The organism is Muricoccus vinaceus, from assembly GCF_042433125.1.
Lineage (GTDB): Bacteria > Pseudomonadota > Alphaproteobacteria > Acetobacterales > Acetobacteraceae > Roseomonas > Roseomonas vinacea.
The window spans coordinates 244,271-258,990 of sequence record NZ_JBHLVZ010000005.1; the positions used below are offsets into that span (position 1 = coordinate 244,271).

General features: G+C 71.2%; 6 protein-coding genes. All 6 read right to left on the reverse strand.

Annotated features, from left to right (window positions below):
* Positions 1 to 13: 13 nt before the first annotated feature.
* The 6 genes from malQ to ACFFIC_RS07690 are packed head-to-tail and all read right to left on the reverse strand — an operon-like array spanning position 14 to position 14,638.
* Positions 14 to 2,047: a 4-alpha-glucanotransferase gene (gene malQ / locus ACFFIC_RS07665; RefSeq protein ID WP_377049580.1), complete on the reverse strand. Its 2,034-nt coding sequence runs from the start codon at positions 2,045 to 2,047 to the stop codon at positions 14 to 16.
* Complete coding sequence (treZ, locus tag ACFFIC_RS07670) at positions 2,044 to 3,813, reverse strand: malto-oligosyltrehalose trehalohydrolase (RefSeq protein ID WP_377049581.1); 1,770 nt, start codon at positions 3,811 to 3,813, stop codon at positions 2,044 to 2,046. The genes malQ and treZ overlap by 4 nt, the downstream gene beginning before the upstream one ends.
* Positions 3,810 to 5,921: a glycogen debranching protein GlgX gene (glgX, locus tag ACFFIC_RS07675; RefSeq protein ID WP_377049663.1), complete on the reverse strand. Its 2,112-nt coding sequence runs from the start codon at positions 5,919 to 5,921 to the stop codon at positions 3,810 to 3,812. The genes treZ and glgX overlap by 4 nt, the downstream gene beginning before the upstream one ends.
* A 15-nt stretch (positions 5,922 to 5,936) precedes the next feature.
* Entirely contained in the window at positions 5,937 to 8,075 is a 2,139-nt protein-coding gene (gene glgB, locus ACFFIC_RS07680) for a 1,4-alpha-glucan branching protein GlgB (protein WP_377049582.1), read from the reverse strand.
* A complete protein-coding gene (gene treS / locus ACFFIC_RS07685; protein WP_377049583.1) occupies positions 8,072 to 11,368 on the reverse strand; it encodes a maltose alpha-D-glucosyltransferase in 3,297 nt (1,098 codons plus the stop codon). The genes glgB and treS overlap by 4 nt, the downstream gene beginning before the upstream one ends.
* 15 nt (positions 11,369 to 11,383) lie before the next feature.
* Positions 11,384 to 14,638 (reverse strand): alpha-1,4-glucan--maltose-1-phosphate maltosyltransferase, encoded by a 3,255-nt coding sequence (locus ACFFIC_RS07690; RefSeq protein ID WP_377049584.1) that lies wholly within the window; start codon positions 14,636 to 14,638, stop codon positions 11,384 to 11,386.
* Positions 14,639 to 14,720 lie beyond the last annotated feature (82 nt).

Below are 14,720 nucleotides of genomic sequence, written 5' to 3' on the forward strand. Positions count from 1 at the left end.
GGGGGCGACCTGTTTATCGGGCTTGGGCCAGCGCGGTCAGGCGCGCGGCGGTGTCGTGATCGTCGAGCATGGTGGCGGCCTCGCCCGGCAGGCGGCGCTGCCAGTTCGGGTGGCCCTCGGTGGTGCCGGGAAGGTTGGGAGCCTCCTCCAGCGCCAGGGCGTCCTCCAGGGGCAACAGGGCCAGCGCGCAGGCGGCGGAGGCGATGTGGCGGGCAGCGGCGGTCGCGACCTCCGCGCCATCGTCCTCGGCCGGCATCGGCCCTTCGGCCGCGCCGCTCTCGCACATGGCGTCCCACAGCCGCACGCGGTCGCCCGCGCGCTCCTCGCGCAGGGGCGCGCCATCCGCGCCCTCGCCGAGCAGGCCGAGCTGCACGCGCCAGTCGATGTCGCGCCCGCGCCACCAGCCGGCCACCGTCGGCAGGTCATGCGTGGTGGTCACCGCCACCGCGCCCGGCGACCAAGTGGAGGGCGGCGTGAAGCTGCGGTCCTTGGCCTGCTCGAAATACAGCACGCGCAGACCCATCACGCCCGTCTCGTCCAGGCGCTCGCGGAAGCCCTCCGGCAGGGTGCCGAGGTCCTCGCCCACCACGATCGCCCGATGCCGGTGGGATTCGAGCGCCACCAGCCGCATCATGTCTTCCACGGGGAAGTGCAGGTAGGCGCCCTCCGTCGCGTCCTGTCCCTGCGGCACCATCCAGAGCCGCGCGAGGCCCATGGCGTGGTCGATGCGCACGCCGCCGGCGTGGCGCATGGCGGCGCGCAGCATCTCCAGGAACGCCGCGTAGCCGCCGTCGCGCAACCCGCGCGGCGAGAAGGCCGAAATGCCCCAGGACTGCCCGAGCGGGGAGAAGATGTCGGGCGGCGCGCCCACACCCAGGCCCGGCAGGATCTGCCCCTGGCGCGACCAGCCATGGCTGCCGCCGCCATCCGTGCCGACCGCGAGGTCCGCGATCAGGCCGATCTTCGCGCCCGCCCCCTTGAAGGCCGCTTGCGCGGCGCCGAGGCCCCGGTCGGCGATCCATTGCAGGAAGGCGTGGAACTCCACCTCCCGCGCGTTGGAGCGGGCGAAGCCTTCCACGCCCGGCGCCTCGGGGTGGCGGAACTCCTCCGGCCAGTCCTTCCAGTGCCACAACCCGGGGTCGCCGCCATAGAGATGCGCGTGCAAGGCCTCGAACCGCGCGTGGCTTTCCAGCGCCTCGCCGCCTTCCTCGCGGAAGCGGGTGAGGGCGGGGTCGCCGCGGAAGGCGTCGAACATCGACCGGAACAGCGCGAGGCGCAGCCGTGCCGCCGCCGGCCAATCCACGAGGTCGAGCGACTCCAGCCGCACGAACTCATCGGCCAGCCCCGTGGCGGCCAGCGCCGCGCGCAGCGCCTCCGGCCCCAGGCTCGCGGGATCGGCATGCAGCACGTTCAGGAACAGGCGCGAGGAGGGCGCATAAGGCGAGAAGCGGTAGGGGTCGGCGGAGAACTGCGCGTGCACCGGGGAGATGGCGAGGGCATCCGCGCCCCGCCGCGCGGCCGATGCCGCAAGCTGCGCGAGGCCGGTGAAATCCCCGATCCCGCCATCGCCCGTGCGCCGGGGCGAATAAAGCTGCACCGCCAGTCCCCAGGGCCGCGTGCCCGGCTCCACCACATGCCCGCGCCGCGGGCAGACCGCGAGCACCGTCTCCTGCCCGGCGATCTGGAGCCGGTGGTAGCCGGGCTCGTTCACCGAAGGCAGGGTGCAGAGCCCGTCCTGCTGCCGGGCGCGGCCCTCGCGCGTCTCGCCGCCCTCCAGGAACAGGCGGAATTCCGGCTCTCCCGGCAGGCCGAGCAGCACCGGCTGGTTCGCGATGGCCGTGCAGAGCGGCGGCAGGCCCTCGCGGCTCCGCCGCAGGCGCTCGCGGCTGTCGCGGATGGCGGCGTCGCTGTCGGCCGGCAGGTCCAGCGCGGCCAGGATGGACCGCATCGCCCCGGGCCCGACCTGATGGTCCTTCCCGTTCACATCCTTCCATTCCACCGCAATCCCGGCATCGCGGGCGAGGTCGCGGAGGTCATGTTCGTTCATGGGGCGGGATCCAGCAGGGCGATGGTCGTGCGCGGGGGAAGCGTGCCCTGGGCCAGGGAATCGGCGGCACCGGGTGCCGTCTCGAACACGGTTCGCGCGCCGCCCGCCTTAACCTTTGCTGCCTCGGGGCCGAGATTCACGGCAATGGTGAGCCGCGTGCCGTCGCCCATGCGCCAGCGCGCCAGCACGGCGGCCTCCCCCACCGGCTCCGCGCCCTCCGCCATGGCGCCGGGCAGGCGCGGCATGATCTCGGCCGCGCGGATGGCAAGCAGCGCCTTGTGATGCGCGAGGACGGCATCGTGCGGCGGGCGCCCGGCCTCGCTGGCATCGGGGCGGGAAGCCTCGAAGGTCGCGGGATCGTTGGGGTCCGGGATGCGCGCGCGCGCCGCCTCGTCGCGGAAGGCGGAGAAATGGGCGAACTCCTTGCGCCGCCCCTCCTTCACGGCCTTGGCGAGTTCGGGATCCTTGAAGCCCGTAAAGAACAGGAAGGGCGCCGTGGCGCCCCATTCCTCGCCCATGAACAGCATGGGGATCTGCGGGCAGAGCAGCAGCAGCGCCGCCGCCGCGCGCAGCGCCTCGGGATCGGCGAGCACCGGGAGCCGCTCCCCCATCGCACGGTTGCCGACCTGGTCGTGGTTCTGCAGGAACAGCACGAAGGCGGTGGGCGGCAGGTGCGCCGAGGGCTCGCCGCGACCGCGGCCGAGATGCGGCATCTGCTCGCCCTGGAAGAGGAACCCTTTCCCCAGCACGCGCGCCAGCTTCTTCGCGCCGTCCTCCGCGAAGTCCTCGTAATAGCCCTCGCGCTCGCCGGTCAGCAGCGGGTGCAGCGTGTTGTGCCCGTCGTCGTTCCACTGCGCGTCGTAAAGGTCCGGCCTGAGCTTGGAGGCGGTGTTGCCCTCGTTCTCCAGCACCAGATGCACCTCGCGCCCCGTGACCTCGGCGCGGATGCGGCGCGCGAGCACGTCCAGCCAGGGCTGGTCGGCGATGGCGTGCACGGCATCCAGCCGCAGGCCGTCGATGCGGTAGTCGCGCAGCCACATCAGCGCGCATTCCTCGAAGAAGGCTCGCACCTCCGTGCGGGCGAAGTCGATCGAGGCGCCCCAGGGGGTCTGGATGTCCTCGTCGAAGAATTCCTTGGCATAGGCGTGCAGGTAGGCGCCGTCCGGGCCGAAATGGTTGAACACGCAATCGAGGAACACCGAGAGGCCGAGGCCATGGGCCTCGTCCACCAGCGCCTTCAACTCGTCCGGCGTGCCGTAGCTCGGGTCGGGTGCGAAGGGCTGCACGCCGTCATAGCCCCAGTTGCGCCCACCCGGGAAAGCGGCCAGCGGCATCAGCTCCACGGCCGTCACGCCCAGCTCGCGCAGGCGGGGCAGCATGGCCCGCACCCCCGCATAGCCGCCGCAGGTGCCGACATGCAGCTCATACAGCACGGTTTCGTGCCACGGCCGCCCGCGCCAGCCCGCGTTGCGCCACCGGTAGGCATCGTTGTCCACCAGCACGGAGGCGCCGTGCACGTCCTCCGCCTGCGCGCGCGCGGCGGGATCGGGCACCAGAAGGTCCGGCGAGGTGCGGAACCGGTAGCGCGCCCCCGCTCGCGCCGGGGCATCGGCGCTGAACCAGCCGCCACCGGCCGCGCGCATGGGGACGGGCGCCATCCCCTCGATCTCCAGCGAAACGCCCTCCGAAGAGGGCGCCCAAAGGCGGAAGGTCGCGCCTTCCTCGTGCAGGATCGGTCCCCAGAAAGAGGTTTGGGCGGTTGTCATGCCTGATCCATCCGGCTCCACAGCAGGACCAGGGAGCGCGCGCGGACGAGTACGGTTTCCTCGTCTTCCTGCAACGACCGCTCCTCCCCGTCGGGTTCGGCGCTGTTGAGCAGCAGGTGCCAGCTCCGGGCCACGCCGGGCAGGGTGAATCGCTGGTCCGCGCTGTCCGCGTTCATCATCAGCAGCACCGTGTCCGCGCCGCCTTCCTCCGTGCCGTCGGCGCGCAGCATGGCGAAGGTCTTGGACACCGGGTCGCCCCAGGCCTCGGGCGTCAGCGCCTGCCCGTCCTGGCCGAACCATTGCGTGTCCGACAATCCCGGCAAGGGCTCGGACCGCCCGTGCGGGAAGCGCGGCGGGCGCAGCGGCGCCAGGCGGTGACGCAGCCGGGTCAGCCGCGCGGTGAAGCGCGCCATCTCCTGCGCCGCCTCCGTCGCACCGCGCGCCCAATCCACCCAGGAGACCTCGTTGTCCTGGCAATACGCGTTGTTGTTGCCGCCCTGGGTGCGGTTCATCTCGTCGCCGGCCAGCAGCATGGGCGTGCCCGCCGAGAACAGCACCGTCGCGAGCATGGCACGCTTCAGCCGTTCGCGGATCTCCAGGATCTCCGGATCGTCGGTCTCCCCTTCCACGCCCCAGTTGTGGGAATGGTTGTCGCTGTGGCCGTCGCGATTGTCCTCGCCATTGGCCGCGTTGTGCCGGTGGTCATAGGAGACCAGGTCCTCCAGCGTGCTGCCGTCATGGGAGGCGATGTAGTTCACGCTGGCCCAGGGCTGGCGCCGCCTGCGGTCGAACAGCTCCGCCGATCCGGTCAGCCGGGCCGCGAGGTCCGAGCGAAGCCCTTCGTCGCCCTTCCAGAAACGCCGGACGCCGTCGCGGAACTTGTCGTTCCACTCGGCGAAGCCCGGCGGATGGTTGCCGAGCTGGTAGCCGCCCGGCCCGATGTCCCAGGGCTCGGAGATCAGCTTCACGCGGGACAGCACGGGGTCCTGCCGCACGGCGTCGAAAAAGCCCGAGCCCGGGTCGAAGCCCGTGTGCTCCCGCCCGAGAACGCTTCCGAGATCGAAGCGGAAGCCGTCCACGTGGAAGCTCTCGACATAGTAGCGCAGGCTGTCCATGACCATCTGGATCACCCGCGGATGCGACATGTTCACCGTGTTGCCGGTGCCGGTGTCGTTGATGCAGATGCGGGGATTGTCCGGCAGCAGACGGTAGTAGGAGGCGTTGTCGAGCCCGCGCCAGGACAGCGTCGGCCCCATCTCGGAGCCCTCGCAGGTGTGGTTGTAGACCACGTCCAGGATCACCTCGATCCCCGCCTCGTGCAGCCGCCGCACCGCCGCGCGCACCTCGTTCAGCGCGCCCGTCGCGAGATAGGCGGGCTCGGGCGCGAAGAAGGACAGGGTGGAATAGCCCCAGTAGTTGGTCAGGCCCTTCTCCACCAGGAAGCGGTCCTGCAGGAAGGCGTGGACGGGCAGCAGCTCGACCGCCGTCACGCCGATCCGCAGCAGGTGCTCGATCACCGCGGGATGGCCGAGCGCCTGGAAGGTTCCGCGCACCGGGCCGGGGATCGCCTCATGCTGCCGGGTCAGGCCCTTGAGGTGCGCCTCGTAGATGATCGTGTCGCACCAGGGCCGCTCCAGCGGGCGGTCGCGGCCCCAGTCATAGGCGCGGTCGTCCACCACCACGCCCTTGGGCATGGCGGCCGCGCTGTCGCGCCGGTCCATGGTCAGGTCCGCGCGCTGGTTCCCCACGCGGTAGCCGAAAAGGGCATCGGACCAGGTGACGTTGCCGACGAGCTGCTTCGCGTAAGGGTCGAGAAGCAGCTTGGTGGGGTTGAAGCGATGCCCCCGGCCGGGTTCGTAGGGGCCGTGCGCGCGATAGGCGTAGACGGTGCCCGGCCCGGCATCCGGCAGATATCCGTGCCAGACCTCGTCGGTGCATTCCCTGAGATCGTAGCGCGTCACCTCGCGCCGGCCATTGGCGTTGAACAGGCACAGCTCGATCCGCTCCGCATGGGCGGAGAAGACCGCGAAGTTCACCCCAAGGCCATCCCAGCTGGCGCCCAGCGGATAGGGCCTCCCGGTTTCGAGGCGGGTCGGCTCTATCGGCATGGGCAAGGGCGGTCCTTAGGGCGAGAGGATCAGGGTCGCGAGCGGCGGCAGCGTCAGGATGAGGGAGGCCGGCTGCCCGTGCGAGCCCTCCCCCACCGCGTCGACACCCCCGAAGTTCCCAACGCCGGAACCGCCATAGTGATTGGCGTCCGTGTTGAGGATTTCGCGCCAGCGCCCGCCGCGCGGCACCCCGATGCGGTAGCCTTCCCGCGGCACCGGCGTCATGTTGCACACCACCAGCGCCGGCGAGCCGTCCGCCCCCATGCGCACGAAGGCGAAGACGCTGTTCGCGGCGTCGTCCCCCACCACCCAGGCGAAGCCCTCGGGCTCGGCGTCGCGCTGGTGCAGAGCCGGCAGGCCGCGATAGGTGCGGTTGAGGTCGCGCACCAGCTCCTGCACGCCACGATGGCGGGGATCGTCCAGCAGGTGCCACGGCAGCTGCGCGTCGTGGTTCCACTCCGTGGGCTGCGCCAGCTCGATGCCCATGAACAGCAGCTTCTTGCCGGGATGGGTCCACATGAAGGCGAGATAGGCGCGGAGGTTCGCGCGCTTCTGCCAGTCGTCGCCCCGCATCTTGCCGAGCAGCGACCCCTTTCCGTGCACGACCTCGTCATGCGAGAGCGGCAGCACGAAGTTCTCGGAAAAGGCATAAACGAGGCCGAAGGTCATCTCGCCGTGGTGCCAGCGGCGGTTGACCGGGTCCTCCTCCATGTAGTGGAGGCTGTCGTGCATCCAGCCCATGTTCCACTTGTAGTGGAAGCCCAGCCCACCCTCGGAGACAGGCTTGGAGACGCCCGGCCAGGCCGTGCTTTCCTCCGCGATCATCACGGCGCCCGGGCAGCGCTGGCGCACCGCCTCGTTCAGCTCCTTGATGAAGGCCACCGCCTCCAGGTTCTCGCGCCCGCCGAACACGTTGGGCACCCATTCGCCGTGGTTGCGGGAATAGTCGCGGTAGAGCATCGAGGCCACCGCATCCACGCGCAGACCGTCCACGTGATAGTGCTCCAGCCAGTGCAGCGCGGAGGCGACAAGGAAACCGCGCACCTCCGTCCGGCCGAAGTTGTAGATCAGCGTGTTCCAGTCGCGGTGAAAGCCCTCCCGCGGGTCCGCGTGCTCGTACAGCGCCGTGCCGTCGAACTGCGCGAGGCCGTGCGGGTCGGAGGGGAAATGCGCCGGCACCCAGTCCAGGATCACGCCGATGCCGGCCTCGTGGCAGGTGTCCACGAAGCGGGAAAAGCCCTCGGGCGTGCCGAAGCGCGCGGTGGGCGCGAAGAGCCCCAGCGGCTGGTAGCCCCAGGAACCGCCGAAAGGGTGCTCCATGATCGGCAGAAGCTCCACGTGCGTGAAGCCCATGCCCTGCACATAGGGGATCAGCCGCGACGCCAGCCCGTCCCAGTCGCCGGCATGGCCGTCCTCGGCGCGCCACCAGGAGCCGGGATGCACCTCGTAGATGGAGATCGGCGCGCTGACCGCCTGCGCCGCCCCGCGCCGCTCCATCCAGCCCGCGTCGCGCCAGGGGTGCGGCGCCGGGTTGGTGACGATGGAGGCCGTGCCCGGAGCGAGTTCCGCCGCCGCCGCCATGGGATCGGCCTTGAGCGGCAGCACGCCGCCCTGGGCGCCGAGGATCTCGTACTTGTAGTGCTCGCCGGGCGCGAGGCGCGGCACGAAGAGCTCCCAGATGCCGGAGGCGCCGCGCAGCCGCATCGGGTGCCGCCGCCCGTCCCAGGAATTGAAACCGCCGACCACCGACACGCGCCGTGCGTTGGGCGCCCAGACGGCAAAGCGCACGCCGGGGATGCCGTCCACGCTCATCGCCCGCGCGCCGAAGACCTGGCCCAGCTCGTGGTGCCGCCCTTCCCCGAACAGGTAGATGTCCATGTCGCCCAGCAGCAGGCCGAAGGAGTAGGGATCCTCCGTCTCCTGCACGCCGCCCAGCCAGGTGATGCGGAGCGTGTAGCGCCCTTCCGGCACCTCGCCCTCGAACACCCCGCGCTCGTCGAGGGCGCGCAGCATCACGGGCGAGCCGCCCGCCGGCACGGCCTCCACCGCGAGCGCGCCGGGCTGGAAGGTCCGCACCAGGCCGTCGTGGCGGCCGAGCACGGCGAAGGGGTCGCCGTGGCGCCCCTCCGCGATGGCGAGCAGGGCGTCGTTCATGCGGTCACCAGTCGGTCGGCCAGCGCGGACAGGCCGCGCAGCGGGATGGGAAGCCAGGCCGGCCGGTTCGCCGCCTCGTAGCGCAGCTCGTAGGCTGCTTTTTCGAGCAGGAAGAGATCCAGCAGCGCCCCGCGCGTGGCCTCGGGCGCCCACTGCACGGCTGATGCCGCCTCGGCCTCCTCATAGGCCGCCTGGAAGGCCGCGCCCGCTTCCGCGCGGAACCGTTCGAGCAGGGTCTCGCGCCGCTCGGGCAGCGCCGTGCTGAGGGCGGAGGAAGCGGCCGCCGCCGCGTAGTCCAGGCTTCGCAGCAGCCCCGCCACGTCGCGCAGCGGGCTGCCCTTGGCGCGGCGTTCCTCCAGCGTACGCGCGGGCTCGCCCTCGAAGTCGACGATCACCGCGTCGCCCTGCGCCACCAGGACCTGGCCCAGGTGGAAGTCGCCGTGGACGCGCGTCATCAGCGCGCCATCGGCGGATTGCGCGAGCTTGCGCGCCGCCTGCTTCAGCGCCTCGCGGCGGGCCAGCAGCCCGTCCGCCATCGCCTTGTCGTCCCCGGAAAGCTCCGCCTTCTCCAGCAAGTCCAGCGCCGGATCGAGCTGCGCGATGGCGCCTTCCGCCCAGGCCGTGCGGGACGCCTCCCCGGCGACCTCCGGCGAGAAGGCCGGATTGCCGCTCGGCGCCGCCAGGGCCGCGTGCAGCTCGCCCAGCCGCTTGCCCAGCGCCGCGATGAAGGCGAGGTAGCCCGCCAGCGCGTCCGTCTCGTCGTCGGCGCTGGCGCCGCTCACGGGGACGCTCTGGTCGGCGGCGCGCGCCAGCCAGTCGAGCGTCCAGCCCCAGCCGTCGCCCTGGTTGCGCACGAAGCCCTGCACCAGCATCAGCGTCACCGGCACGCCGTCGGGCCCGGTGCGGACCACCTCGCCCAGAAGCGGCGCGATGTTCTCGAACCCGGCCTCCGTCAGGTGGCGCGTCACCTCGGCCTCCGGATGGATACCGGTCACCAGCTTGCGCAGGATCTTCAGCACCGCCTGCTCGCCGACGATGATGGAGGAGTTGGACTGCTCCCCCGGCAGGCGCCGCACCGCCGGCTGCTCGCCGAGGTCCATCGCCGAAAACCGCTCGCTGCCGATGAAGCGCACGGGCCCGTCCTCGGTCTCCGCGACGGCCCCCTGGCGCAGGGCGCCGAGCACGCGGTGCACGAAGTAATCCGAGGCGAAGGCGTCCGTGAGATACCCGACGCGCCGCCCCTGCCGCACGCGCGACAGCGCGAGCTGATAGGCCAGCGGGCCGGGCGTCTCGTCCTCCTCCATGGCCGCCAGCGGCACGGCGTAGCGCTCCGTGCGGCCGGGCAGCGCCACCTCGATCTCGGCCAGCAGCGTGTGGATGCCGCCCGGAATGGGCGCCAGCGCGCGAAGCTTCGCGCCCTGCATCGCCTCGCCCTTGGAGGCGAACCAGCGCCGCTTGGGCAGCCAGGCCGGCAGCACCTCGCGCTCGATCTCGCCCTTCTGGGCGGGGCCCATGGCGGTGGCCGTGGTGGGGAAGACGATGGTGCGGAGGTCGGGCAAGGGTTCGGGTGCCTTCACATGCCAGGGCGGAAGGGCCTGCTCCGTCGCGAGGACGAACCAGTAGAAGCCATAGGGCGGCAATGTCAGCAGGTAGGTGAGCTGGCCGATGGCCGGGAAGGCGGTGCCGCCCAGCATCTCCACCGGCACGCGCCCCGCGTGCTGCGCGAGGTCCAGCTCCACCGCCTGGGCGGAGCGGGACAGGTTGAACACACAGAGAATGGACTCGCCGTTCTCCATCTCGCGCAGATAGGCCAGCACCTTGCGGTTGCCGGGGTAGAGCAGCCGCATGGAGCCGCGGCCGAAGGCCTGGCTGCGCTTGCGGGTGGCCAGCATCCGCCGCATCCAGTTGAGCAGGCTGTGCGCGTCGCGCGTCTGCGCCTCGACGTTCACGGCCTGGAAGCCGTAGAGCGGGTCCTGGATCACGGGCAGCACGAGCCCCGCCGGATCCGCCTTGGAGAAGCCACCGTTGCGGTCGGGGGACCACTGCATCGGCGTCCGCACGCCGTCGCGGTCGCCGAGATAGATGTTGTCGCCCATGCCGATCTCGTCGCCGTAGTAGATCACGGGCGTGCCAGGCATCGACATCAGCAGGCCGTTCATCAGCTCGATGCGGCGCCGGTCACGCTCCAGCAGCGGGGCGAGGCGGCGGCGGATGCCGAGGTTGATGCGCGCGCGCCGGTCGGCGGCATAGGTGTTCCAGAGGTAGTCGCGCTCCTTGTCCGTCACCATCTCGAGCGTCAGCTCGTCGTGGTTGCGGAGGAAGATGGCCCACTGGCAGCCCTCGGGGATGTCGGGGGTCTGGCGCAGGATGTCGGTGATCGGGAAGCGGTCCTCCTGCGCGATCGCCATGTACATGCGCGGCATCAGCGGGAAGTGGAATGCCATGTGGCACTCGTCGCCCTCGCCGAAATACTGCTGCGTGTCCTCGGGCCACATGTTGGCCTCGGCCAGCAGCATCTTGCCGACGCCGGCATAGCCGCGCTCCAGCTCGCCCCGGATCTGCTTCAGGATGTCATGCGTCTCGGGCAGGTTCTCGTTGTTGGTGCCGTCGCGCTCGATCAGATAGGGCACGGCGTCCAGGCGCAGCCCGTCCACGCCGGCATCCAGCCAGAAGCGCATCACGGACAGCACGCGCTCCACCACCTCCGGATTGTCGAAGTTGAGGTCGGGCTGGTGGGAGAAGAAGCGGTGCCAGAAGTACTGGCCCGCCACGGGGTCCCAGGTCCAGTTCGACTTCTCGGTGTCGAGGAAGATGATGCGCGTGCCCTGGTAGATCTCGTCCGTGTCGGACCAGACGTAAAGGTTCCGCTCGGGAGATCCCTTGGGCGCGTTGCGCGCGGCCTGGAACCAGGGGTGCTCGTTGCTGGTGTGGTTGATCACCAGCTCCGTGATCACGCGCAGGCCGCGCCGGTGCGCCTCCGCGATGAAGCGCTGCGCATCCTCCACGCTGCCGTAGTCCGGATGCACGCCGGTGTACTCGGAGATGTCGTAGCCGTCGTCGCGGCGCGGGCTCGGGTAGAAGGGCAGCAGCCAGAGCGTGTCCACGCCCAGCTCCGCGATGTAGTCCAGCTTCGCCATCAGCCCCGGAAAGTCCCCCACGCCGTCGTCGTTGGCGTCGAAGAAGGACTTCACGTGAAGCTGGTAGATGACGGCGTCCCGGTACCACTGGGGGTCGCGCGGGTCGGCCTGGTGGTTCGGCAGGCTCTCGTTGGGCAGGCTGGCGTCGTCGGGCATCGCTTGTTCTCGTTCTCAGGCGCCGAAGGGGCGCACGCGCCAGATGGCGAAGGGCAGGTCGGCGGGGTCCAGGCGCAGGCTCTGCGCCTTGCCGTAAAGACCGAAGCGGTAGCCCCGCATCAGGTCCTCCACCTCCAGCCCGGCGTCGTCGGGCAGGCCGAAGCGCCAGAGCGGCAGCTCGTATCCCGTGTCCTGCGCAACGGAAGGGTCCATGGAAACCGCGACCAGGACCACGTTGGACCGGTCCGGCGTCGCCTTCTCGTAGAACAGGACGTTGTCGTTGAAGGCGCTCAGGAAGGTGACGCCCAGATGCGTCTGCAGCGCGGGGTTGGCGCGGCGGATCATGTTCAGCCGCGTCACCTCGTCCACGATGTCGCCGGGGCGCCGGTCGGGCCAGACGCGGATCTGGTACTTCTCGCTGTCCAGGTACTCCTCCTTGCCCGGCACCGGCGTCGCCTCGCACAGCTCGAAGCCCTGGTAGACGCCCCAGAGCCCGGACAGCGTCGCGGCCAGGGCCGCGCGCGCGAGGTGCATGGGCCGCCCGCCGGTCTGCAGGTGGCGCGGGTTGATGTCGGGCGTGTTGACGAAGAAGTTCGGCCGGAAGAAGTCCCGCGGCGCCGTGGTGGTCAGCTCCGTCAGGTATTCCGCCATCTCCGCCTTGGTCTCGCGCCAGGTGAAGTAGGTGTAGGACTGCGTGAAGCCGCTCTTGGCCAGGCGGTACATCACCTTGGGCCGCGTGAAGGCCTCGGACAGGAACAGCACGTCCGGGTTCTCGGCCTTGATCTCGCCGATCATCCATTCCCAGAAGGGAAGCGGCTTGGTGTGCGGGTTGTCCACCCGGAAGATCTTGACGCCCTGCCCCACCCAGAAGCGCACGCTCTCGTACAGCGCGACCCAGAGGGAGGGCTTCGCACCCGCCGCGTAGAAATCGACGTTGACGATGTCCTCGTACTTCTTGGGCGGGTTCTCGGCGTATTTGATGGTGCCGTCCGGGCGCCAGTCGAACCACTCCGGGTGCTCCCGCAGCCAGGGATGGTCGGGGGCGCACTGGATGGCGAAGTCCAGCGCCAGCTCCAGCCCGTGGGCATGGGCCTCGTCGCGCAGCCGGCGGAAGTCGTCCATGGTGCCGAGCGCCGGGTGCAGCGTCTCGTGCCCGCCTTCCTCGGAGCCGATGGCATAGGGGCTGCCCACGTCGTCCGGTCCCGGGGTCAGCGTGTTGTTGCGCCCCTTGCGGTTCTTGCGCCCGATCGGGTGGATCGGCGGGAAGTACAGAACGTCGAAGCCCATGGCGCGCACGCGCGGCAACTGGCGGATCACGTCGTCCAGCGTGCCGTGGCGCTCCTCGCTGCCGGACTGGCTGCGCGGGAAGATCTCGTACCAGGAGGCGAAGCGGGCCGCGATGCGCTCGGCGTCCACCCCGCCCGGCGGGTTCTGCCGCACCCGGTGCGGGCGGTCGTCGGCCACCGCCATCAGCCGCGCGGTCTCCGGCGCGAGCAACAGCGCCAGCCGCTCCGTCTCCGGCGCCTTCTCGATCGCCTTGGACAGGATGCCCAGGGACTTCTTGGCCGCCCCGATCCGCTCGGCGGCCTTCGCCACCAGGCGCCGCCCCTCCTCCAGTTCCAGCGAGACGGGCACGCCCGCCGCGTGCTTCTTGGACAGCTCGTCGCGGTATCCCGCGAAGACGTCCAGCCAGGCCTCCACCGCGAAGACGTGCCGCCCCATGCGCTCCAGCGGGAAGCTCGCGGTCCAGCGGTCGTTGCCCAGCGGCGTCATGCGCACCTGCCGCCAGTTCTTCTCGTCCACCGTGCGCCACAGCAGCGCGACGCCGAAGGTGGCGTGCGTGTCGGCCACGATGTCGGCCTCCACCGTCACCACCTCGCCCACCGTGCGCTTCACGGGGAAGCGCCCGCCATCGACCAGCGGCGTCACCGCCTCGATGCCGATCCGCGGGATCACGACGCCCTGCTCGGGCGGCATGCGGGTGGCGGGCAGGCGGATCACCGGGCTGGCCTGCTCCGCGCGCATCACCCGCACGGCGCCCGGCGGAAGCGCCACCGGTACGCCCGGCACCAGCGCCTCTCCTTCCGCATCCCGGAAGGGCACGGGGCCGCCGGCGATGCCCGGCAGGATGATTTCGGGCGCGAGCGTCGCCGCGGCGTGGCGGCTCGTGTTGGCGACCACCAGCGTCGCGGATTCCGCCACGCGCAGGTCGTCTGCCGCGCGCACCACGGCCAGCACGGGCGCACCCGGCGCCGTGAGAGGCCGCATCGCGGCGCCCGACAGCGGCGCGAGCGCCGCCGCCATCGCGGTCGCCTCGCGGATTTCCGCGGAAAGGTCGTAAGGCGCGTTCTCCCGCAGCCAGGTCCAGTCGCCCGGCCGGTCCTGCGAGAGGCTGGCCGCGCGCCGTGCCCCGAACTCGAAGCCCTGCGGCACCAGCAGCGCGTCGCACAGCGTGGCCGCCAGCTGAAGCGAAAGAGCCGCCGCCCGCGCCCGCGCAGCGCTGTCGCCCTCGTCCATCGCCGCGCGCGTGTCGAAGGGCGCCTCGGGGAAGCCCATCAGCGGCCCGCCGAGCGCCTCGCGCTCCGCCATGAACCAGGGGTCACGCCCGTTCCACCAAGCAAGCGACGATGCCAGCCAGCCGAAGCCCGCGCCGCGCAGCGTTGCCGCCTCGGCCCAGGGCATGCCGGTGTTCCAGGCGATGAAGTCCGCCTGCGCGGCGCCGGTCAGCCGCCCCCAGGCGGCCAGGGGCACCTCGGCCGGGCGGACCGCGCGAAAGCCCACGGCACCGGCCGAGGCCCAGTCACGCAGGCGCGCCGCCCAGAAACCCAGTGCGCCTTCGCCCGACAGGTCCAGCCGCGCCAGGCCGAGCCGCGCCGCCCCCCCGCGCGGGTCGGGCAGGGTGTCCCCAGCCGCATGGAACCAGTCCGGATGCGCGGCGGCCAGGGCGCCCTCTTCCGCCACATGGCCGGGCTCCACGTCCAGCCAGAGCTCAAGCCCCGCCGCCCGGCAGGCTGCGGCGAGCGCGGCGATGGCGGCCGTGCCGTCCGTGCCGGCCTCCAGCAGCGGGTGGGCGCGGTCGTGGTCCGCCACTTCCAGAAGGTTGCCCGACCGCCCCGGGGAAAGCGGCGGTGGCAGGCAGACCCCGGTGAAGCCAAGGGCGGCCACCCGGTCCAGTTCTGGCGCCCATTGGGAAAGCGGGCCAAGGAGGAGTGGGTTCAGGTGATACAGGGCGATCGGGCGCATGGCCGAGCAACGGTCTGTGGCGGTCATGGTTCCCGGCTCCGGAATCGCTGATTGACCAAGCTGGAGTCGCAGGCCGCGCTCCCCTGGCCAAGGATGGTGCGGCGCAATA

Coding starts and splice junctions, on each gene's coding strand:
- malQ (WP_377049580.1), bottom strand. CDS start 2,047: ATGAACGAACATGACCTCCGCGACCTCGCCCGCGATGCCGGGATTGCG.
- treZ (WP_377049581.1), bottom strand. CDS start 3,813: ATGACAACCGCCCAAACCTCTTTCTGGGGACCGATCCTGCACGAGGAA.
- glgX (WP_377049663.1), bottom strand. CDS start 5,921: ATGCCGATAGAGCCGACCCGCCTCGAAACCGGGAGGCCCTATCCGCTG.
- glgB (WP_377049582.1), bottom strand. CDS start 8,075: ATGAACGACGCCCTGCTCGCCATCGCGGAGGGGCGCCACGGCGACCCC.
- treS (WP_377049583.1), bottom strand. CDS start 11,368: ATGCCCGACGACGCCAGCCTGCCCAACGAGAGCCTGCCGAACCACCAG.
- ACFFIC_RS07690 (WP_377049584.1), bottom strand. CDS start 14,638: ATGACCGCCACAGACCGTTGCTCGGCCATGCGCCCGATCGCCCTGTAT.